Genomic DNA, 20162 nt, shown 5'->3' with positions numbered 1-20162 from the left:
CTCATACCCAAGTGGTCGGCGATTAACCGTCCTTCTCGATTTCACAGAGTAGCGGATGCTGGCTTTCCCTGGCGTATTGGTTGACCTGCATAGCCTTTGTTTCGGCGATGTCACGGGTAAACAATCCGCAAACTGCCCGCCCTTCGGTATGGACGGTCAGCATGATCTTGGTCGCCAGCTCGCGGTTCAAATTGAAGAACGTCTCGAGCACTTCGACGACGAAATCCATCGGCGTGTAGTCATCGTTGAACAAAACCACCTTGTACATCGGTGGCGCCTGCAGGATCGGCTTGGCTTCCTGAACTGCAAGACCTGAGCCGTCGTCCTCATTCGATTGCGGGCGATCCTGATTGAATGTTAGTCGAATCTCACTAGGTGCATGCATGGAAAGAATTTCATCATGAGCGACAGGTTAAGGTTGTGGATTGACCGCACAGGCCGCAGCCAGCGTAGGCGCCGGGCGACCTTGACTATCGGCAAAACGGTGTTACAACCAATAAGAACCCACCGTGGTCGATAAAGATCCGCGCAGTCAACCAGATTTTTCGCATGGTTCGTATGCGGATGAAGTGGATGATACTCCAGTCATGGAGTCCTTTGCAGAGGGACATAGGGATGGCAAGCGGTAAAGTCAAGTGGTTCAACAATGCCAAAGGCTATGGATTCATCAATGAAGAGGGCAAGGATGAAGACTTGTTCGCTCATTACTCGGCCATCCAGATGGACGGATACAAGACACTCAAGGCCGGCCAGGCCGTGAGCTTCGAAATCGTCCAGGGTCCCAAAGGCCTGCACGCGGTGAACATCTGCAGCGCCACTACCGCCACAACCGTCAGCCCGCAGCAAACCGGCAGCACTGCCGACGCCTGACTTGCCGCGCCGTCTGCCGACATACGAAAAGACCGGCCGCTTCTGGAAGCGGCCGGTTTTTCATTGCCTCACATATGCTTGATCATTTCATCGCCGAAGCCTGAACTGCTCACCAGCCTGGCGCCGTCCATCAGGCGTTCGAAGTCATAGGTCACGGTCTTGGCGGCAATCGCGCCGTTGGTGCCCTTGATGATCAGGTCGGCCGCCTCGGTCCAGCCCATGTGCCGCAGCATCATCTCCGCCGAGAGGATCACCGAACCCGGGTTGACCTTGTCCTGCCCGGCATACTTGGGCGCAGTGCCGTGGGTGGCCTCGAACATGGCCACGGTGTCGGACAGGTTGGCACCCGGCGCAATGCCGATACCGCCTACTTCCGCCGCCAGGGCGTCAGACAGGTAGTCACCGTTGAGGTTGAGAGTGGCGATCACGTCGTACTCGGCCGGGCGCAGCAGGATCTGCTGGAGCATGGCGTCGGCGATAGCATCCTTGACGATAACCTCGCGACCGGTCTTGGGGTTCGTGAACTTCATCCACGGGCCGCCATCGAGCAGTTCGGCACCGAACTCGTCACGCGCCACTTCGTAGCCCCAGTCCTTGAAGGCACCCTCGGTGAATTTCATGATGTTGCCCTTGTGCACCAGGGTCAGCGACTCGCGGTCGTTGTCCACCACGTACTGCAGAGCCTTGCGCACCAGGCGCTTGGTACCCTCGCGGGACACCGGCTTGATGCCAATGCCGCAGTCCTGGTCGAAGCGGATCTTGGTAACGCCCATTTCCTCCTTGAGGAACTTGATCACTTTGTTCGCCTCGGGCGAACCGGCCTTCCACTCGATGCCGGCATAGATGTCCTCGGAGTTCTCGCGGAAGATCACCATGTCCACATCGCCAGGTTTTTTCACCGGGCTCGGCACGCCCTGGAACCACAACACCGGGCGCAGACACACGTACAGGTCGAGTTGCTGGCGCAAGGCCACGTTGAGCGAACGGATGCCACCGCCCACCGGGGTGGTCAGCGGCCCTTTGATCGACACTACGTAATCACGCACGGCATCGAGGGTTTCCTGGGGTAGCCAGGTGTCCTGGTCGTACACCTGGGTGGCTTTTTCGCCGGCGTACACCTCCATCCAGGCGATCTTGCGCTTGCCACCGTAGGCCTTCTGCACGGCGGCGTCGACCACCTTGATCATTACCGGCGAGACATCGACGCCGATCCCGTCGCCCTCGATATAAGGAATGATCGGGTTGTCAGGAACGTTGAGCGAATGGTCGGCATTAACGGTGATCCTGGCGCCGTCGGTCGGAACCTTGATTTTCTGGTATCCCATGCTTGCACTACTCCGCTGTCGGGTGTGATTGGACATCATGCGATCCACTGAGCCTAAACCACATCTGCCGACCTGCAAGGCATGCGACAACCCGCCACATTGCCGCTTAGTCTTTGGTCTTATAAGTGGGCCTATATCACTTGGCCTTGCTGATTAGCCCGAATGGTTTGGTATACTGCGCCGCGACCGAAGGGTCATCGGGGCGATCCCTTGGAAAAATGCGGACCGCCCTCGGCCACGAATGGCCATGAAGCCTGGGTTGTTACCGCAGCTCGGCACTTGACGCTCGACTGATGCATCCACCATCACCGCTCGCAGCCTCTCGACTTTCCGCTCATGGCGTTGCCAGGGCGATGCGCCTACCCTGCGCACCACGAGACTCGAGCACGCTCAGCACACAGAGAGTTAACCCGCATGCCCACCCGTTCCAAGATCATCTATACCTTCACCGACGAAGCCCCCGCCCTCGCCACTTACTCGCTGCTGCCGATCATCGAAGCCTTCACCGCTTCGGCTGACATCGCCGTCGAAACCCGCGACATCTCCCTGGCTGGCCGTATCCTCGCCGCCTTCCCGGAGCAACTGGGCGCAGAGAAGCAAGTAGGCGATCACCTGGCGGAACTGGGCCAGCTGGCTACCACCCCTGAAGCCAACATCATCAAGCTGCCGAACATCAGCGCCTCGGTACCGCAGCTCAAAGCCGCGATCAAGGAACTGCAAGGCAAGGGCTTCAACATCCCTGACTACGCCGACGAGCCGGCCACCGCGCAAGAGAAAGAATCCCGCGCCCGCTACGACCGTATCAAGGGCTCCGCCGTGAACCCGGTACTGCGCGAAGGCAACTCCGACCGCCGCGCACCGCTGTCGGTCAAGAACTACGCCCGCAAGCACCCGCACAAGATGGGCGCCTGGGCTGCCGACTCCAAGTCGCACGTTGCCCACATGACCCACGGCGACTTCTACGGCAGCGAGAAAGCCGCACTGATCGAAGCTGATGACAGCCTGCGCATCGAGCTGGTCGGCAAAGACGGCAGCACCACCGTACTGAAAGAAAAGACCGCGGTAAAAGCCGCCGAAGTCATCGACTGCGCCACCATGAGCCGCAAGGCCCTGAAAGCCTTCATCGCCGAGCAGATCGCCGATGCCAAGGCCTCCGGCGTGCTGCTGTCGGTACACCTGAAAGCCACCATGATGAAGGTCTCCGACCCGATCATGTTCGGCGTCATCGTCGAAGAGTTCTACAACGACGTGCTGGCCAAGCACGCCGCCGCCTTGGCTGAAGTAGGCTTCAACGCCAACAACGGCATCGGCGACCTGTACGCCCGCATCAAGGACCTGCCCGCCGAGAAGCAGGCCGAGATCGAAGCCGACATCCAGGCCCTGTACGCCCAGCGCCCTGCCCTGGCCATGGTCAACTCCGACAAAGGCATCACCAACCTGCACGTGCCGAGCGACGTCATCGTCGACGCCTCGATGCCGGCCATGATCCGTGACTCGGGCAAGATGTGGAACGCCGCCGGCGAACTGCAAGACGCCAAGGCGATCATCCCGGACCGCTGCTACGCCGGCATCTACCAGGCCACCATCGAAGACTGCAAGGCCAATGGCGCCTTCGACCCGACCACCATGGGCAGCGTGCCGAACGTTGGCCTGATGGCACAGAAAGCCGAAGAGTACGGCTCCCACGACAAGACCTTCCAGATCAAGGCCGACGGTGTCGTTCGCGTAGTCGACAGCAAAGGCAAGGTCGTTCTCGAGCAGAACGTCGAAGCCGGTGACATCTTCCGCATGTGCCAGGTCAAGGACGCGCCGATCCAGGACTGGGTCAAGCTGGCCGTCAACCGTGCCCGCCTGAGCAACACGCCGGCAGTGTTCTGGCTGGACCCGGCCCGCGCCCACGACGGCGTGATGATCGAGAAGGTGCAGAAGTACCTGAAGGATCACGACACCAGTGGCCTGGACATCCGCATCCTGGCACCGGTCGACGCCATCAAGTTCTCCCTGGCCCGCATCCGCGAAGGCAAGGACACCATCTCGGTGACCGGCAACGTGCTGCGTGACTACCTGACCGACCTGTTCCCGATCATGGAGCTGGGCACCAGCGCCAAGATGCTGTCGATCGTACCGCTGATGAGCGGCGGCGGCCTGTTCGAAACCGGCGCCGGCGGTTCGGCACCGAAGCACGTGCAGCAGCTGGTGGAAGAGAACTTCCTGCGTTGGGACTCGCTGGGCGAATTCCTGGCCCTGGCCGCTTCCCTGGAGCACCTGGGCAACACCTACGACAACCCGCGCGCCAAAGTGCTGGCCAGCACCCTGGACCAGGCCACTGGCAAGTTCCTCGACACCAACAAGTCGCCGTCGCGCAAAGTCGGTGGCATCGACAACCGCGGTAGCCACTTCTACCTGACCCTGTACTGGGCCCAGGCCCTGGCTGCACAGAACGACGATGCTGCCCTGCAGGCACGCTTCGCACCACTGGCCAAGACCCTGACCGAGAACGAGGAGACCATCGTCGCCGAGCTCAACGCTGTCCAGGGCAAGCCGGCCGACATCGGTGGCTACTACGCCCCGGATGCCGAGCTGACCGCCAAGGTGATGCGCCCAAGCCAGACCCTGAACAGCGCCATTGCCGCCCTGTAAGGTTCGCTTGAAGTAACAGCACAAACCCCGGCCACGCACCGGGGTTTGTGCTTTCTGGACAAATGATATCTAGCGGCCAACACCTACCCTGTGGGAGCGGGTTTACCCGCGAATGCGATGCTGAAGCTACCGACGCATTCGCGAGTAAACCCGCTCCCACAGGGCCCGTGCCGGCCCTTATGGAGCTGTTCATGACCTGGCAACCCCACATCACCGTCGCCACCATCGTCGAACACGAAGGCAAGTTCCTCTTCGTCGAAGAATTCAAAGCCAACAAGCACGTATTCAACCAGCCCGCCGGCCACCTCGAACCCAACGAGACCCTGCCCCAGGCCGCCCTGCGCGAAACCCTCGAAGAGACCGCCTGGGAAGTCGAGCTCACCGGCGTAGTCGGCATCTACCTGTACACTGCACCAAGCAACGGCGTGACCTACCAGCGCATCTGCTTCGCAGCCCGCCCCGTGCGTCACCACGCCGACATGGCGCTGGACAGCGACATCGTCCGCGCCGTTTGGCTGACCCGCGACGAACTGCTGGCCGACCCCGCCCGCTGGCGCAGTGAGCTGGTGCCACGCTGCCTCGACGACTACCTCAAGGGCCCCTTGCACAGCCTCGACCTGCTGCGCGACTGACGCGCCGCCCCGGGTTTGATAGAATCGGATCTTTTCCCCCTTGATACACACCGGTAACCATGACCAGCCCAGCACTCAAAGACCCCGCCAAGACCCGCGTCATCGTCGGCATGTCCGGCGGCGTGGACTCTTCTGTCTCCGCCCTTCTGCTCATGGAGCAGGGCTACCAGGTGGAAGGGCTGTTCATGAAGAACTGGGAAGAAGACGACGGCACCGAATACTGTACCGCCCGTGAAGACCTGGCCGACGCGCAGGCCGTGTGCGACCGTATCGGTATCAAGCTGCACACCGCCAACTTCGCCGCCGAATACTGGGACAACGTGTTCGAGCACTTCCTCGAGGAGTACAAGGCTGGCCGCACGCCCAACCCGGACATCCTCTGTAATCGCGAAATCAAGTTCAAGGCGTTCCTCGACTATGCCCTGTCGCTGGGTGCCGACCTGATCGCCACCGGTCACTACGTGCGCCGCCGCGACACCGGTGAACTCACCGAACTGCTCAAGGGCCTGGACCCGAACAAGGACCAGAGCTACTTCCTGCACGCCGTCGGCGGCAAGGAAATCGCCCGCACCCTGTTCCCGGTCGGCGAGCTGGAAAAGCCCGAAGTACGCGCCATTGCCGAAAAGCATGGCCTGGCCACCGCCAAGAAGAAGGACTCCACCGGCATCTGCTTCATCGGCGAGCGCCGCTTCAGCGACTTCCTCAAGCAGTACCTGCCGGCCCAGCCGGGCGACATCGAAACCACCGACGGTGAAGTGATCGGCCGCCATCACGGCCTGATGTACCACACCATCGGCCAGCGCCAGGGCCTGGGCATTGGCGGCCTGAAGGACGCCGGCGACGAGCCGTGGTACGTGCTGCACAAGGATCTGACCCGCAACGTGCTGGTGGTCGGCCAGGGTAACGAACACCCGTGGTTGTTCTCCCGCGCCCTGCTGGCTTCGGAAATCTTCTGGGTCAACCCGGTCGACCTCAGCAGCCCGCGCCAGCTCACCGCCAAGGTGCGTTACCGCCAAAGCGACCAGCAGTGCACCCTGGAACTGACCGAAAGCGGTTACCGCGCGGTGTTCGACGAACCGCAACGCGCCGTCACCCCGGGCCAGTCGGTGGTGTTCTACGACGGCGAAGTGTGCCTGGGCGGCGGCGTGATCGAAGCCGCCGAGCCGTGGAGCCCGCGCGCATGAGCAACCTGCAGGAGCAGCTGATTGCGTTGGGTGGCGTGTTCCAGGCCGCTGTACTGGTCGACCGCATCGCCCGCACCGGCCAGGCCAGCGAGGCCAACATCGGTTGCATGCTGGGCAGCCTGCTGGTCCGTGACCCCAAGGACACCCTGGAGGTGTTCGGCGGTGACGACCTGAACCTGCGCGACGGCTACCGCGCGCTGGTCGGCGCGCTGGAGCGCGACCCCAGCAGCCTGCAGCGCGAGCCGCTGCGCTACGCCCTGTCGATGCTGGGCCTGGAGCGCCAGCTGAACAAGCGTGGCGACCTGCTCGACACCATCGGCAACCGCCTGCCGCAAATCCAGTCCCAGGCCGAGCATTTCGGCCTGGTTCATGAAAACGTCATCGCTTCCAGTGGAGCCTTGTACCAGGACACCCTGAGCACCTTGCGCCAGCGTATCCAGGTGCACGGCGACATGCGCTTCCTGCAGCAGGCCAGCAACGCCTCCAAGATCCGCGCCCTGCTGCTGGCCGGCATCCGCGCCGCACGCCTGTGGCGCCAGCTTGGCGGGCACCGCTGGCAGCTGGTGTTCAGCCGGCGCAAGCTGCTGAACGAACTGTACGACATGATGCGTTCGCCTTCCTGACACAGTAGGAGCGGCCGCTCCCACAGGCGCTCCTACACTGGGACCACGAAATGCGTTTTAGGCCCGACCTTTGGTCAGCCACCCGACTCGGGCGCAAAATTCATGTATGATATGCGCCCTTCCAAAAGCCTGACTGTCCGAGAACACCCCATGCAGCTCTCTTCGCTCACTGCGGTTTCCCCTGTAGACGGCCGTTATGCCGGCAAAACCCAGGCCTTGCGCCCCATTTTCAGCGAGTTCGGCCTGATCCGCTTCCGCGCCCTGGTCGAAGTACGCTGGCTGCAGCGCCTGGCCGCCCACCCGCAGATCGGCGAAGTGCCGGCGTTCTCCGCCGAAGCCAACGCCCTGCTGGACAGCCTGGCCACCGACTTCAAGCTCGAACACGCCGAACGCGTCAAGGAAATCGAGCGCACCACCAACCACGACGTCAAGGCGATCGAATACCTCCTGAAGGAGCAGGCCGCCAAGCTGCCTGAGCTGGCCAAGGTCAGCGAGTTCATCCACTTCGCCTGCACCAGCGAGGACATCAACAACCTGTCCCACGCCCTGATGCTGCGCGCCGGCCGTGACGAAGTGCTGCTGCCGCTGATGCGCCAGATCGCCGATGCCATCCGCACCCTGGCCCATGCCCACGCCGACGTGCCAATGCTGTCGCGCACCCATGGCCAGCCAGCTTCGCCGACCACTCTGGGTAAAGAGCTGGCCAACGTCGTGTACCGCCTGGAGCGCCAGATCGCCCAGGTTGCCGCCGTGCCGTTGCTGGGCAAGATCAACGGCGCCGTGGGCAACTACAACGCCCACCTGTCGGCCTACTCGCAGATCGACTGGGAGCAGAACGCCCGCGCCTTCATCGAAGACGAGCTGGGCCTGCAGTTCAACCCGTACACCACCCAGATCGAGCCGCACGACTACATCGCCGAGCTGTTTGACGCCATCGCCCGCTTCAACACCATCCTGATCGACTTCGACCGTGATGTGTGGGGCTACATCTCGCTGGGCTACTTCAAGCAGAAGACCGTTGCCGGCGAAATCGGCTCGTCGACCATGCCGCACAAGGTCAACCCGATCGACTTCGAAAACTCCGAAGGCAACCTGGGTATCGCCAACGCGCTGTTCCAGCACCTGGCCAGCAAGCTGCCGATCTCGCGCTGGCAGCGTGACCTGACCGACTCCACCGTGCTGCGCAACCTGGGCGTGGGCTTTGCCCACAGCGTCATCGCCTACGAAGCCAGCCTGAAAGGCATCGGCAAGCTGGAAGTCAACGAAGCCCGCATCGCCGCCGACCTGGACGCCTGCTGGGAAGTGCTGGCCGAGCCGATCCAGACCGTGATGCGCCGCTTCAACATCGAAAACCCCTACGAGAAGCTCAAAGAGCTGACCCGTGGCAAGGGCATCACCCCGGAAGCGCTGCTGACCTTCATCGACGGCCTGGACATGCCAGCCGACGCCAAGGCCGAGCTCAAGCAGCTGACCCCTGCTACCTACATCGGCAACGCGGCAGCACAGGCCAAACGCATCTAAGCTGAGCGTCGCGTTCAACGCCCGGCCTGGCCGGGCGTTTTTATTCCCGGACGAAAATTACATTTTTTCAATAGGTTGAACATGAATCCTGATACTCCACTGCAGCTGCTCGGCGGCATCTCGGCCCGCGAATTCATGCGCGACTACTGGCAGAAGAAGCCGCTGCTGGTGCGCCAGGCCTTCCCGGACTTCATCAGCCCGATCGACCCCGACGAGCTGGCCGGCCTGGCCCTGGAAGAGGAAGTAGAGTCGCGTATCGTGCTCGAGCACGGCGCGCACCCATGGGAGCTGCGCCGCGGCCCGTTCACCGAGGACACCTTCGCCGAGCTGCCGGAAAAGGACTGGACCCTGCTGGTGCAGGCCGTCGACCAGTTCGTCCCGGAAGTGGCCGAACTGCTGGAAAACTTCCGTTTCCTGCCTAGCTGGCGCATCGATGACGTGATGATCAGCTTTGCCGCCCCCGGTGGCAGCGTCGGCCCGCACTTCGATAACTACGACGTGTTCCTGCTGCAGGGTCACGGCCAGCGCAACTGGAAAATCGGCCAGATGTGCAGCAGCGACAGCTCGCTGCTGGAGCACGCCGACCTGCGAATCCTTGCCGAATTCGAGCAGAGCGATGAGTGGACCCTGGAGCCGGGCGACATGCTCTACCTGCCACCGCGCCTGGCCCATTACGGCGTGGCCGTGGACGACTGCCTGACCTACTCGGTCGGCTTCCGTGCACCGAGCGCCGCCGAAGTGCTGACCCACTTCACCGACTTCCTCGGCCAGTTCCTGCCCGATGAAGAACGCTACAGCGACGCCGACGCCCAGCCGGTCAGCGACCCGCACCAGATCCAGCACGACGCCCTCGACCGCCTGAAGGCACTGCTCGACAAGCACATGGGCGACAAGGACCTGCTGCTGACCTGGTTCGGCCAGTTCATGACCGAGCCGCGCTACCCCGAGCAGATCGTTGGTGAAGAACTGTCCGAGGAAGAGCTGATCGACGCCCTGGAACAAGGCGCCATCCTGATCCGCAACCCGAGCGCCCGCCTGGCCTGGTCGGAATTCGAAGAAGACCTGCTGCTGTTCGCCAGCGGCCGCAGCTGCCCGCTGCCAGGCAAACTGCGCGAGCTACTGAAGCTGGTTTGCGCGGCCGACGCCCTGCACATCGATAACCTGGGCGAATGGCTGCAGGATGAAGATGGCCTTATGCTGGTACAGCAGCTGGTCAAACAAGGAAGCCTGGGATTCGCCAATGAATAAGATTCGTGTGCGCCTTGCCGACTGGCACAAGGACAACGCCGACATCCGCCGCATCCGCGAAGCGGTGTTCATTGCCGAACAGCACGTGCCGCCGGAGCTGGAGTGGGACTCGGACGACCCGACCGCCGCGCACTTCCTGGCCCTGGAAGGCGACTACCCGATCGGCACCGCCCGCCTGCTGCCTGACGGCACCATTGGTCGGGTCTCGGTACTGAAAGACTGGCGCGGCCTGAAGGTGGGTGACGCGCTGATGAACGCGGTGATTGTCGAAGCCCAGAATCGCGACCTGAAGCAGCAGATGCTCAGCGCCCAGGTGCACGCCACGCCATTCTACGAGCGGCTGGGTTTTCGCGTAGTCAGCGAAGAGTTCCTCGAAGCCGGCATCCCGCACGTGGACATGGTACGCGACTCGCGCGCCTGATCCATAACCTCCCCACAAGGCCCCCTCGAATTCTGAAAATTGTGGAGGCCTTGTGGGAGCGGGTTCACCCGCGAAGAGGCCGGTACAGCCAAAGACACCCCTCCTGACAAAAAACCTGTACATCCATCCAGATAAAACTTGCCTCCGCGCCCCCGCTTGCGCATCCTATTGCCCATCACCCCCGATGAAGCGTCCCCGGCCATGCGCCTGTTCCTCTGCGAAAAACCCTCCCAGGCAAAAGACATCGCCAAAGTGCTCGGCGCCAACCGCAAGGGCGATGGCTGCTGGCAAGGCACCGACGTCTGCGTGACCTGGTGCATCGGCCACCTGCTGGAAACCGCCCCGCCCGACAGCTACGACGAACGCTACAAGCGCTGGAACCTGGCCGACCTGCCGATCATCCCGGAGAAGTGGAAGATGCTGGTCAAGCCCAAGACCGCCAGCCAGTTCAAGGCGGTCAAGCGCCTGCTCGGCGAAGCGCGCGAACTGGTTATCGCCACCGACGCCGACCGCGAAGGCGAAATGATCGCCCGCGAACTGGTCGAGCATTGCCGCTACCGCGGCCCGGTGCAGCGCCTGTGGCTCTCGGCACTGGACGACGCCTCCATCCGCAAGGCCCTGGCGCGCCTGCTGCCGGGCCACGAAACCTTCAACCTGTACCACTCGGCGCTGGGCCGCTCCCGCGCCGACTGGTTGATCGGCATGAACATGAGCCGGCTGTTCACCCTGCTGGGCCGGCAATCCGGCTATCAGGGCGTGCTGCCGGTGGGCCGGGTGCAAACGCCCACCTTGCGCCTGGTGGTCGACCGCGACCGCAGCATCGCCGACTTCGTGCCAGTGCCGTTCTGGGCCATCGACGTGCAGCTCGAACACGCAGGCTTTGGCTTCAACGCCCAATGGCGCGCCCCCGAGGGCGCCTGCGACGACCAGGGCCGCTGCCTGAACCAGGCCCTGGCGCAGCAGGCTGCCGCCGACATCGGCAAGGCGGGTACTGCCCGCGCCGTCAAGGTGACCACCGAGCGTGTGCGTGAAGCGGCACCCCTGCCCTTCGACCTGGGCACGTTGCAGGAGCTGTGCTCGAAAAAATTCGGCCTCGGCGCCCAGGAAACCCTCGACATCGCCCAAGCCCTGTACGAAACCCACAAGCTGATCACCTACCCGCGCAGCGACTGCGGCTACCTGCCGCAAAGCCAGCACGCCGAAGCGCCAGCCATCCTCGCTGCCTTGCAACGTGCCGATGCCAGCCTGGCGCCACTGCAGCCCTACCTGGAGCCACAGCGTCGCTCGCGGGCGTGGAACGACGCCAAGGTCAGCGCCCACCATGGCATCATCCCGACTGCCGCAGCCAGCGACCCATCGCGCCTGCCAGCCAAGCACAAGGCGGTGTACACCCTGATCCGCGCCCGCTACCTGGCGCAGTTCCTGCCCAACCACGAATACGACCGCACCCAGGCCGACTTCGACTGCGCCGGCCATGCCCTGCGCGCAGTAGGCAAGCAGATCGTCGAACCAGGCTGGCGCCGTGCGCTGCCCGAAGCGCTGACCCCGACCAAGGGCCGCGAAGCGCCACCCGCCCAGGTGCTGCCAGCGCTGCGCGAAGGCCAGGACTGCAGCGTACAGGGCCTGCAATTGAAAGACCTGTGGACCCAGCCGCCCAAACCGTTCACCGAAGGCGACCTGATCAAGGCGATGAAGAACGTCGCCAAGCTGGTGGATGACCCACGGCTGAAGCAGAAGCTCAAGGAAACCACCGGCATCGGCACCGAGGCCACCCGCGCCAGCATCATCCAGGGTCTGCTCGACCGTGGTTACCTGGTGAAGAACGGCAAGGCACTGTCGGCCACGCCTGCGGCGTTCAGCCTGATCGACGCCGTACCGCGCGCCATTGCCGACCCCGGCACCACGGCGATCTGGGAGCAGGCGCTGGACATGGTGCAGAGTGGCGAGATGACCCTGGAGGAGTTCGTTGCCCGGCAGTCGGCGTGGATGGGCAAGCTGGTCGAACGGTGCAGCGGCATGCGCATGACCATCAGCGGCCCGGCGGCCGGGGCGGCGCCGCCGTGGAAGAAGAAGCGCAGGAGCGGCGGGAAAGGAAAAGCGGCCGCAGGCAAGCCAAGGCAGCCTCGAAAAAAGGCGACAACCTGAAGATTTTGCCCTCCCAGGTCAGGCCCTTTCGCGGGTCAACCCGCTCCCACAGGAACAGCGCCGACCTCAAGACCTGTGATGACTCTGTGGGAGCGGGTTGACCCGCGAAAGGGCCAGGACAGGCAACACAACAACCCCAGGCAAACCACAAAGCCGGCTAATGCATTGGCGCCATGAAATTTACCTGCTAAATTTTCATGAAAATAATCAAAACAATTTTCATGAGCCCCTTGCATGTTCAAACAATCCGCCCAGCACGTCGCCAGCTACTACGCCCAGACCTACCCCGCCAGCATTCCCCTGCACCCTACCCTGCAAGGCAGCCACGACACCGATGTACTGATCATTGGCGCCGGCTTCAGCGGCCTGCACACCGCCCTGCGCCTGACTCAGGCCGGCAAGCGTGTAACGCTGCTGGAAGCCAGCCGCGTGGCCTGGGCGGCATCCGGCCGCAACGGTGGCCAGGCACTGCTCGGCTGGTCCTGCGACATGCCACCGCTGGAAAAGGCCTTGGGCGTCGAACGCACACAACGCCTGTGGGCCAGCATGTGCTGGGCCGCCGACGAAATGAGTGAACTGCCTGAGCGCCATGGCTTCGACATCGACTACCGGGTGGGTAGCCTGTGGACCGCCGTGCTGCCACGCCGGGTGAAGATGCTGGAGGAAGCCCTGCACGATGCCCGACACAAATGGGGCTACGACGCCTTGCGCCTGATCGGCCGCGACGAGCTGCCCCAATGGATCGACAGCCCGCGCTACCAGGCCGCGCTATACGACGCCAAAGGCGCCCACCTCAACCCGCTAAAGCTGGCCCAGGGCCTGGCCAGTACCATCGAGGCGGCCGGCGGGCGTATCTACGAACAGAGCCAGGTGCTCAGCTACCAGCGAGCTGGCGACGGCTATGTCGCCCGTACCGACCGCGGCGAAGTACGCTGTCAGGTGTTGGTGCTAGCCTGCAATGCCTACATCGACCGCCTCGACCGTAACCTGTCGCGTCGCCTGTTGCCGGTCGGTTCCTACCAGGTCGCCACCGCGCCGCTCGACGCCGATTTCGCCCGATCATTGCTGCCGCGCAATAGCTGCGTGATCGACAACCAGTTCGTGCCCGACTATTTCCGCCTTACCCCGGACCATCGCCTGCTGTTCGGCGGCGGCTGCACCTACCTGGGCGGTATTCCCAAAGATGTCGCCAGCGCCACCCGCCCCTACCTGGAGCGGGTGTTCCCGCAGCTGGCCGGGGTGGCCATCGACTATGCCTGGGGCGGCCATATCGACTGCAGCATCCAGCGCACCCCGGATGTCGGCCGCGAGGGCCAGCGCTACTGGCTGCAGGGCTTCTCCGGCCATGGCGTGCTGCCGACCCTGGCCGCAGCCCGGGCCGTGAGCGACGCCATCCTCGGTGACGACGACCTGCTGACGCTGTACCAAGGCATCGACAACGGCCGCTTCCCCGGCGGCGACCTGCTGGCCGCACCGCTGGAAGCCGCCGCCAAGGCCTGGTACAGGATGCGCGATCGTATCTGAAGACGGCCGGCGCTTACTGCGCAGAAATCTCTCCTATTCTCAATAGCTCCCTTCGCTTCCTGCACACAGGAGACCCGACCATGAGCTATGTAACCACGAAGGACGGCGTACAGATCTTCTACAAGGACTGGGGCCCACGCGATGCGCCGGTCATCCATTTCCACCACGGCTGGCCGCTCAGCGCCGACGACTGGGATGCGCAGATGTTGTTCTTCCTCACCCAGGGTTATCGCGTGGTCGCCCACGACCGCCGCGGCCATGGCCGCTCCAGCCAGGTATGGGACGGCCACGACATGGACCACTATGCCGACGACGTGGCGGCTGTCGTCGCTCACCTGGGCATCCAGGGCGCCGTGCATGTCGGCCACTCGACCGGTGGTGGTGAGGTGGTGCGCTACATGGCCCGGCACCCTCAAGACAAGGTGCTCAAGGCCGTGTTGATTGCCGCCGTACCGCCATTGATGGTGCAGACTTCCGGTAATCCCGGTGGCCTGCCCAAATCCGTGTTCGATGGTTTCCAGGCCCAGGTCGCCAGCAACCGTGCGCAGTTCTACCGGGATGTCCCGGCAGGGCCGTTCTACGGCTACAACCGCCCCGGTGTCGAAGCCAGCGAAGGCATCATCGGCAACTGGTGGCGCCAGGGCATGATCGGCAGCGCCAAGGCCCATTACGATGGCATCGTGGCGTTTTCCCAGACCGACTTCACCGAAGACCTGAAGGGCATAACCCAGCCGGTGCTGGTGATGCATGGCGACGACGACCAGATCGTGCCGTACGAGAACTCCGGATTGCTGTCGGCAAAGCTGCTACCCAACGGCACGCTGAAGACCTACAAGGGCTACCCGCATGGCATGCCGACTACCCATGCCGCCGTGATCAATGCGGATTTGCTGGCGTTTATCCGTAGCTGACGTGATCGCCTGCACCGACCTCTTCGCGGGTAAACCCGCTCCCACAGGTACTGCACAGGTCTTGAAATGTGTAGGTAACCTGTAAGAGCGGGTTTACCCGCGAAAGGGCCGGCACTGGCAACCCATACACCTCAGGATTAACATGTTTCCCTTCTAGCGCGGCCCTTTGCCGCCCCTTGCCTCCCTGCCTGCCAAGAAACCATGCCCTTCGAACTCACCGTAGAACCCCTCACCCTGCTGATCCTGGCCCTGGTCGCCTTCGTCGCCGGTTTCATCGATGCCATCGCCGGCGGTGGCGGCCTGCTCACCACCCCGGCGCTACTCACCGCCGGCATGCCACCGCACCTGGTACTGGGCACCAACAAGCTCAGCTCCACTTTCGGCTCGGCCACCGCCGGCTTTACCTACTACAGGCGCAAGCTGTTCCACCCGGCACAATGGCGCCCTGCCTTGTTCGCCACCTTGACCGGGGCGTTGCTCGGCGCGGTCATCGCCCACTACATGCCGGCCGAATGGCTGAACAAGATGCTGCCGGTGATCGTCTTCGCCTGTGGCGTCTACCTGCTGTTCGGCGGCACGCCCAAGGCGCCGCTGGATGCCGATGCGCCGATCAAGAAGAAATGGCAAGTGCCGCAAGGCTTTACCCTGGGCTTCTATGACGGCGTTGCCGGTCCGGGTACCGGGGCGTTCTGGACGGTCAGCACCCTGCTGCTCTACCCCATCGACCTGGTCCGTGCCAGCGGCGTTGCGCGCAGCATGAACTTCGTCAGCAACATCGCAGCGCTGACGGTGTTCATCATTTCCGGGCAGGTGGACTACATCGTCGGCCTGTGCATGGGCCTGTCGGTGATGGTCGGCGCATTCTTCGGCGCACGCACGGCGATCAGTGGCGGCAGCAGGTTCATCCGCCCGGTGTTCATCACCGTGGTGCTGGCCTTGACTGTGCGCCTAGCGTGGCAGCACTGGTTCGGGCAGCCCTAAACGGCGAGCCACATACAAATCAATCAGATACCGGGCAATCGACCGGCCGGCCGGCAGCGGCGGCAGGTCGTGGACGCTGAACCACCTGGCGTCCTCGATCTCGTCCGGCTGCATGACGATATCGCCGCCGGCGTATTCGGCATGGAAGCCCAGCATCATCGAGTGCGGGAACGGCCAGCACTGGCTACCGACGTACTGGATACTCTTAACTTCCACCGCCACCTCCTCACGCACTTCACGCACCAGGCAGTCCTCGGCCGACTCGCCCGGTTCGGCGAAGCCTGCCAGGGTGCTGTACACCCCGGTGACGAAACGCGGCGAGCGCGCCAGCAGAATTTCATCGCCACGGGTCACCAGTACGATCATGCTCGGCGAAATGCGCGGGTAGCTGCGCAGGTCGCAAGGCTGGCAGTACATCGCCCGTTCCCAGCGAATCTGCGTCATCGCCTGGCCACAGCTGCCACAGAAGCGGTGCTCGCGGGCCCAGGTACCGATCTGCGCGGCATAGCCCAGCACTTTGTAGGTGTCGAAGTCTCCTTCGAGCATGAACGCACGCAGGCCGCGCCAGGCGCAGCCGGGCACGTCGGTGGCGCTGCGCAGCTCGAGCAGGAACACCGGTTGGTCGTCGAAATGGCCGATGCCGTGTTCGCACAGCACGTCGAGGCCCTGGCGCTTGAGCCAGTCGCGGGGAAACAGCGCGCCGTTGTCGTCCACCAGGAACCCTTCCGGGCTGCGGGCCACGGCCAACCCCCCGGTGATCTGCGGGTCGAGTACTGCGGTAGTCCAGCGTGCTGACATGTCGGGGGGTTCCTTTACTGCGCGTCCCCCGGCCTGATCAGTCGGCGAACGTCGGTTTCTGTTTGCTCATGTGCGCCGCCACCGCCACGCGCAGGTCTTCGGACTGCAGCATCGCGGCGTTCCAGGTGGCGATGTACTCCAGGCCATCGTCGATGCGATGGTCACGCATGTAGCTGAGCATTTCCTTGGTGCCGGCCACGGCGATTGGCGATTTTGCGGCAATCTCGCGGGCGATGGCAAAGACCCCGTCCATCAGCGCGGCCTGATCATCATAGACCCGGTTGACCATGCCAATGCGCAGCGCCTCTTCAGCCTCGACATTGCGCCCGGTGAAGGCCAGCTCACGCATCATGCCGTCACCGATGATACGAGGCAAACGTTGCAGTGTGCCGACATCGGCGGCCATGCCCATGTCGATTTCCTTGATCGAGAACTGCGCGTCCCCGCTGCAGTAGCGCATGTCGCAGGCCGAGATGAGATCGATGGCGCCGCCAATGCAGTAACCCTGGACCGCAGCCAGTACCGGTTTGCGGCATTTGTCCACGGCATTGAACGACGCCTGCAGGCGCAGGATGGTGCTGCGCAGGAAACGCGCATTACGGCCCACATCCTTGCCCATCTGCCCGGCCAGCGAGGCCAGCATCATCAGGTCGATGCCGGCGGAAAAATGTTTGCCGGCACCGCTGATCACCACTGCCCGCACCGCATCGGTGTCGTCGACCCACTGGAAGATGTCGATGATCTCTTCCCAGAAGGCCGCGTTCATCGCATTGAGCTTTTCCGGACGGTTGATCTGAACGTGGGCGATGCTGTCGGTCAGTTCGACCTTGAATGCGCTGTACTCGGTCACGGGCGGCACTCCTGCAAATGAAAGGTTCATGGCACGGATGGTAACCCAGCCCGATGACCGCACTTGTGCCAAAAACGGGACTCTACGCCTTGCCTAAGACGCGCTGATCCGGCACCGTGCGCCATCGCCGAATCATAAGGATACAAATTCATGTCGCGCTCCCTGACCGGCGCCCTCGCCCACAGCTTTCTGGGCCAGTCGCCGCTTTGGTACAAGGCAGTCATCTGCCTGTTCCTGGTGCTCAACCCGCTGTTGCTGCTGACCGTTGGCCCGGTTGCCGCGGGCTGGGCACTGGTGCTCGAGTTCATCTTCACACTGGGCATGGCCCTGAAGTGCTACCCGCTGATGCCGGGCGGCCTGCTGCTGGTCGAAGCCCTGCTGCTGCAGATGACCACCCCGCAAGCCCTGTATGAAGAGTTGCAACACAACTTCCCGGTAATCCTGCTGCTGATGTTCATGGTCGCAGGTATCCACTTCATGAAGGAACTGCTGCTGTTCCTGTTCTCGCGCATCCTGCTGGGGGTGCGCTCGAAGGCGACCCTGGCATTGCTGTTCTGCGTGCTGTCGGCATTCCTCTCGGCGTTTCTCGATGCGCTGACGGTGACCGCCGTGATCATCAGCGCCGCGGTCGGTTTCTATGCGGTATACCACCGCGTCGCCTCCGGGGCCAACCCGCGCGAAGACAGCGCGCTGGACAGCGACCAGCAAGTCGCTCATCTGCACCGTGAAGACCTCGACCAGTTCCGCGCCTTCCTGCGCAGCCTGCTGATGCATGGCGCGGTGGGTACCGCCCTGGGGGGCGTGTGCACGCTGGTGGGCGAACCGCAGAACCTGCTGATCGGCCATGAGATGGGCTGGCACTTTGCCGAGTTCTTCCTGAAAGTGGCGCCGGTGTCGCTGCCGGTGCTGGGCGCCGGCCTGCTGACCTGCGTGCTGCTGGAGAAACTGCGCCTGTTCGGCTACGGCACGCTGATGCCCGAGCCGGTGCGCCAGGTGCTGGCCGCTTATGCCGCCGAGGACGATGCTGCGCGTACCCCGGCCCAGCGCATCGCGCTGTGGGTGCAAGGGTTCGCTGCACTGATCCTGATCGCCTGCCTGGGGCTGCACGTTGCCGAGGTCGGCCTGATCGGTCTGATGGTGATCGTGCTGATCACGGCGTTTACCGGCATCACCGACGAGCACCGCCTGGGCCGTGCCTTCCAGGACGCCATGCCATTCACCGCGTTGCTGGTGGTGTTCTTCGCCGTGGTGGCGGTGATTCATCAGCAGCACTTGTTCATCCCGTTGATTGCCTGGGTGCTGGCGCTGCCGGCCGAGCAGCAGCCAGGCATGCTGTACCTGGCCAACGGCCTGCTGTCGGCAATCAGCGACAACGTATTCGTTGCCACCATCTACATCACTGAGGTGAAGCAGGTATTCCTCGACGGTGGCATGAACCGTGAGCATTTCGAGACGCTGGCGGTGGCGATCAACACCGGTACCAACCTGCCCAGCGTGGCGACGCCGAATGGGCAGGCGGCGTTCCTGTTCCTGCTGACTTCGGCGATTGCGCCGCTGATCCGGCTGTCGTATGGGCGGATGGTGTGGATGGCCTTGCCCTATACCGTAGTGATGGGTGGGCTGGGGTGGTGGGCGGTGACCTACTGGCTGTGATGTAGCCTGTACCGGCCTCTTCGCGGGTGAACCCGCTCCCACAGGTACTGCACAGCCTGCGAAACTGTGGTGATCATGTGGGAGCGGGTTTACCCGCGAAAGGGCCAGTGCAGACCACTCAAACAGCCCTGTCGATTCTGCTGCCTGCCATTCGACTATTCCATGCCCCCAGCCACCCCGGCTGCCAACAGGAGAGTCCCCATGCGCAAACTCATCGTAGCCGCCTTCATCAGCCTCGACGGTGTCATGCAAGCCCCCGGTGGCCCGCAGGAAGACACCAGCGGCGGCTTCACCTACGGCGGCTGGATCGTGCCCTATGCCGAAGCAGTCTTCGGCCAGGCGATGCAGGCCCTGTTCAGCCAGCCCTTCGAGTTGCTGCTGGGCCGACGCACCTACGACATCTTCGCCGGCTACTGGCCAAAGGTAAAAGACAACTCGGAAGACTTCTCCATCGCCAACCTGTTCAACAGCGTGCCCAAGCACGTGGCCACCCACACCCCCGCAACCCTCGACTGGCACAACAGCCATGCCTTGGGCACGGACATCACCGCAGCGGTTCGCACGCTGAAAAAGCAGGACGGCGCCAACCTGCTGACCCAGGGCAGCAGCGAACTGGTGCAGCAACTGCTGGCGGCGGGCCTGGTCGATGAACTGCAACTGCTGATCCACCCGCTGCTGCTCGGCCACGGCAAACGCCTGTTCGGCGACGATGCGGCAGCGGCGGCCTTCACCCTGCAGCACTCGCAGGTTTCGCCCAAGGGCGTGGTCATCGCCCGCTACGAGCGCGCAGGCGAAGTGCAGACCGGTTCGTTCTGAAAGGTACAATCCCGTACAAC

The 20162-nt window shown here is 63.3% G+C and carries 18 protein-coding genes; 14 read left to right on the top strand and 4 right to left on the bottom strand.

Annotation, left to right across the window (positions count from 1 at the left end):
• Positions 1 to 22: 22 nt before the first annotated feature.
• Entirely contained in the window at positions 23 to 385 is a 363-nt protein-coding gene (gene clpS / locus CAY82_RS03990; RefSeq protein ID WP_013973290.1) for an ATP-dependent Clp protease adapter ClpS, read from the bottom strand.
• A gap of 230 nt (positions 386 to 615) precedes the next feature.
• On the opposite strand from clpS, the gene cspD reads away from it, so the two are divergent.
• Positions 616 to 870 (top strand): cold shock domain-containing protein CspD, encoded by a 255-nt coding sequence (gene cspD / locus CAY82_RS03985; RefSeq protein WP_140399077.1) that lies wholly within the window; start codon positions 616 to 618, stop codon positions 868 to 870.
• A gap of 68 nt (positions 871 to 938) precedes the next feature.
• On the opposite strand, the gene icd is transcribed toward cspD, so the two are convergent.
• The gene (gene icd / locus CAY82_RS03980; RefSeq protein WP_087500027.1) at positions 939 to 2195 is read right to left on the bottom strand and encodes an NADP-dependent isocitrate dehydrogenase; all 1257 of its coding nucleotides are present in this window, start codon (positions 2193 to 2195) and stop codon (positions 939 to 941) included.
• 414 nt (positions 2196 to 2609) lie between these two features.
• On the opposite strand from icd, the gene CAY82_RS03975 reads away from it, so the two are divergent.
• From CAY82_RS03975 to CAY82_RS03925, 11 genes are all read left to right on the top strand, one after another.
• Positions 2610 to 4835, top strand: a complete 2226-nt coding sequence (locus tag CAY82_RS03975) for an NADP-dependent isocitrate dehydrogenase (RefSeq protein ID WP_087500026.1) — start codon at positions 2610 to 2612, stop codon at positions 4833 to 4835.
• A gap of 191 nt (positions 4836 to 5026) precedes the next feature.
• Entirely contained in the window at positions 5027 to 5467 is a 441-nt protein-coding gene (locus CAY82_RS03970; protein WP_087500025.1) for an NUDIX hydrolase, read from the top strand.
• A gap of 59 nt (positions 5468 to 5526) precedes the next feature.
• Positions 5527 to 6651, top strand: a complete 1125-nt coding sequence (gene mnmA, locus CAY82_RS03965; protein ID WP_087500024.1) for a tRNA 2-thiouridine(34) synthase MnmA — start codon at positions 5527 to 5529, stop codon at positions 6649 to 6651.
• Entirely contained in the window at positions 6648 to 7274 is a 627-nt protein-coding gene (gene hflD, locus CAY82_RS03960; RefSeq protein ID WP_015270973.1) for a high frequency lysogenization protein HflD, read from the top strand. Before mnmA ends, hflD begins: the two co-directional genes overlap by 4 nt.
• 150 nt (positions 7275 to 7424) lie before the next feature.
• Positions 7425 to 8795, top strand: coding sequence for an adenylosuccinate lyase (gene purB / locus CAY82_RS03955; protein ID WP_087500023.1), 1371 nt, complete (start codon positions 7425 to 7427; stop codon positions 8793 to 8795).
• 81 nt (positions 8796 to 8876) lie between these two features.
• Positions 8877 to 10043: a cupin domain-containing protein gene (locus CAY82_RS03950; RefSeq protein WP_087500022.1), complete on the top strand. Its 1167-nt coding sequence runs from the start codon at positions 8877 to 8879 to the stop codon at positions 10041 to 10043.
• Positions 10036 to 10464: a GNAT family N-acetyltransferase gene (locus CAY82_RS03945; RefSeq protein ID WP_003258855.1), complete on the top strand. Its 429-nt coding sequence runs from the start codon at positions 10036 to 10038 to the stop codon at positions 10462 to 10464. Before CAY82_RS03950 ends, CAY82_RS03945 begins: the two co-directional genes overlap by 8 nt.
• A gap of 201 nt (positions 10465 to 10665) precedes the next feature.
• A complete protein-coding gene (locus CAY82_RS03940; RefSeq protein WP_087500021.1) occupies positions 10666 to 12609 on the top strand; it encodes a DNA topoisomerase III in 1944 nt (647 codons plus the stop codon).
• A gap of 234 nt (positions 12610 to 12843) precedes the next feature.
• Complete coding sequence (locus CAY82_RS03935; RefSeq protein ID WP_087500020.1) at positions 12844 to 14133, top strand: FAD-binding oxidoreductase; 1290 nt, start codon at positions 12844 to 12846, stop codon at positions 14131 to 14133.
• An 80-nt stretch (positions 14134 to 14213) separates the two neighbouring features.
• Positions 14214 to 15044 carry an alpha/beta fold hydrolase gene (locus tag CAY82_RS03930; RefSeq protein ID WP_087500019.1) on the top strand — a complete coding sequence of 277 codons (831 nt, stop codon included), beginning with the start codon at positions 14214 to 14216 and terminating at the stop codon, positions 15042 to 15044.
• A 201-nt stretch (positions 15045 to 15245) separates the two neighbouring features.
• A complete protein-coding gene (locus CAY82_RS03925) occupies positions 15246 to 16025 on the top strand; it encodes a TSUP family transporter (RefSeq protein ID WP_087500018.1) in 780 nt (259 codons plus the stop codon).
• Here the strand turns inward: CAY82_RS03925 and nudC are convergent.
• Together nudC and CAY82_RS03915 are read right to left on the bottom strand one after the other, a co-directional pair.
• Complete coding sequence (nudC, locus tag CAY82_RS03920; RefSeq protein WP_087500017.1) at positions 15993 to 16823, bottom strand: NAD(+) diphosphatase; 831 nt, start codon at positions 16821 to 16823, stop codon at positions 15993 to 15995. The two genes, CAY82_RS03925 and nudC, sit on opposite strands and share 33 nt — an antisense overlap.
• A 37-nt stretch (positions 16824 to 16860) precedes the next feature.
• The gene (locus CAY82_RS03915) at positions 16861 to 17673 is read right to left on the bottom strand and encodes a crotonase/enoyl-CoA hydratase family protein (RefSeq protein ID WP_087500016.1); all 813 of its coding nucleotides are present in this window, start codon (positions 17671 to 17673) and stop codon (positions 16861 to 16863) included.
• 150 nt (positions 17674 to 17823) lie between these two features.
• Between CAY82_RS03915 and nhaB the strand changes: the two genes are divergently transcribed.
• Positions 17824 to 19326 carry a sodium/proton antiporter NhaB gene (gene nhaB / locus CAY82_RS03910; protein ID WP_087500015.1) on the top strand — a complete coding sequence of 501 codons (1503 nt, stop codon included), beginning with the start codon at positions 17824 to 17826 and terminating at the stop codon, positions 19324 to 19326.
• A 201-nt stretch (positions 19327 to 19527) separates the two neighbouring features.
• Positions 19528 to 20142 carry a dihydrofolate reductase family protein gene (locus CAY82_RS03905; RefSeq protein WP_087500014.1) on the top strand — a complete coding sequence of 205 codons (615 nt, stop codon included), beginning with the start codon at positions 19528 to 19530 and terminating at the stop codon, positions 20140 to 20142.
• Positions 20143 to 20162 lie beyond the last annotated feature (20 nt).

It is taken from the genome of Pseudomonas sp. SID14000, assembly GCF_002165135.1.
Lineage (GTDB): Bacteria > Pseudomonadota > Gammaproteobacteria > Pseudomonadales > Pseudomonadaceae > Aquipseudomonas.
Note: the sequence above shows the minus strand (reverse complement) of the source record. Positions and strands in the feature narration are given on the sequence as shown.